General features: G+C 52.0%; 1 protein-coding gene and 1 pseudogene. Both read right to left on the bottom strand.

Features of this window, described 5'->3' with window-relative positions:
* Positions 1–308: 308 nt before the first annotated feature.
* Positions 309–851 (bottom strand): D-glycero-beta-D-manno-heptose 1,7-bisphosphate 7-phosphatase, encoded by a 543-nt coding sequence (gmhB, locus tag G5182_RS20100; protein ID WP_216952229.1) that lies wholly within the window; start codon positions 849–851, stop codon positions 309–311.
* Between the two features lie 111 nt (positions 852–962).
* Positions 963–1130 (bottom strand): annotated as a pseudogene (gene tuf / locus G5182_RS20095) (elongation factor Tu); the annotation flags it as partial.

Genomic DNA, 1130 nt, shown 5'->3' with positions numbered 1-1130 from the left:
TCAAAAATTGTTTTTGATGTTCGATGCTGTGAGTGCCCACACAGATTGCTTGATTCAAATTGTTAAAGAGCGACGCAGCTTTTGCTGCTGCGGGAGTGGCATTCTACTCAACCGCCTTCTCGAGTCAAGCCTTATTTGCAAAGGCTTTTCGAGGTTATCTACGAGGTTGTTTGCGTTGCCGCTTGCCCTGTCGATGGAGGCGCATTATAGGGAGTGAATTCGTTCTGGCAAGGGGATAATTGCAAAAAGATGGCTTTCGCTGTTCGTTCGCTCACAAAGCCACCAATTGGCATATTAAACCGGCGAAATCAGCTTGCTGCAGGCACCGCGATGGCAAAATCGTGCAGGTTGTCATAGATGGCATCTGCCAGTGCGCTACCCGTTTCGGTAACCGGCTTACCGGTTCTGACCATGATCTTGTGACCGACCCCGGCATTGCTCGCTGCTTTCAGATCGGAAGGCTTGTCACCCACCATATAGGAACGGCTCATGTCGATCCCCAATTCCTGTTGCGCCAACAGCAGCATGCCTGGCTCCGGTTTGCGGCAATCACAGGGGGCGCCGTGATCCGGATGATGGGGGCAGAAATAGATGCCATCGAGGTCCACATCCCGATCCGCCAGTGACCAATCCATCCACTCGGTCAGATTCATGAAGTCATCTTCACTGAAGTAGCCGCGGGCGATTCCGGACTGGTTGGTCACAACGACCAGCAGATAGCCTTTCTTTTTGAGGAGCTGCAGGGCGTCTATGACTCCGGGCAGAAAATGGAAGTCATCGACCTGGCTGACATAGCCAGTGTCTTCATTGATGACACCGTCACGATCCAGAAAAATGGCGGGTTTGCTCACGGAAACTACCTCAATCAATGGTTTTGCCCAGTATCTCACAGGGCAGATAAAGCCCAAAAACAAAAGGGGCGGCCGAAGCCACCCCTTTCATGTGTGCATTTAAAGTATCGATTAAGCGATAACTTTAGCTACAACACCAGCACCTACGGTACGGCCACCTTCACGGATAGCGAAACGCAGGCCGTCATCCATCGCGATCGGCGCAATCAGGGTAACAACCATCTTGATGTTGTCGCCCGGCATTACCATCTCTACGCCTTCCGGCAGTTCGATGGTACC

This window comes from Aeromonas sp. 600948 (assembly GCF_049174875.1).
GTDB classification, from domain to species: Bacteria; Pseudomonadota; Gammaproteobacteria; order Enterobacterales; family Aeromonadaceae; genus Aeromonas; species Aeromonas veronii_A.
The sequence above is the reverse complement of the archived record's forward strand: the minus strand, read 5'-3'. Positions and strand labels throughout refer to the sequence as shown.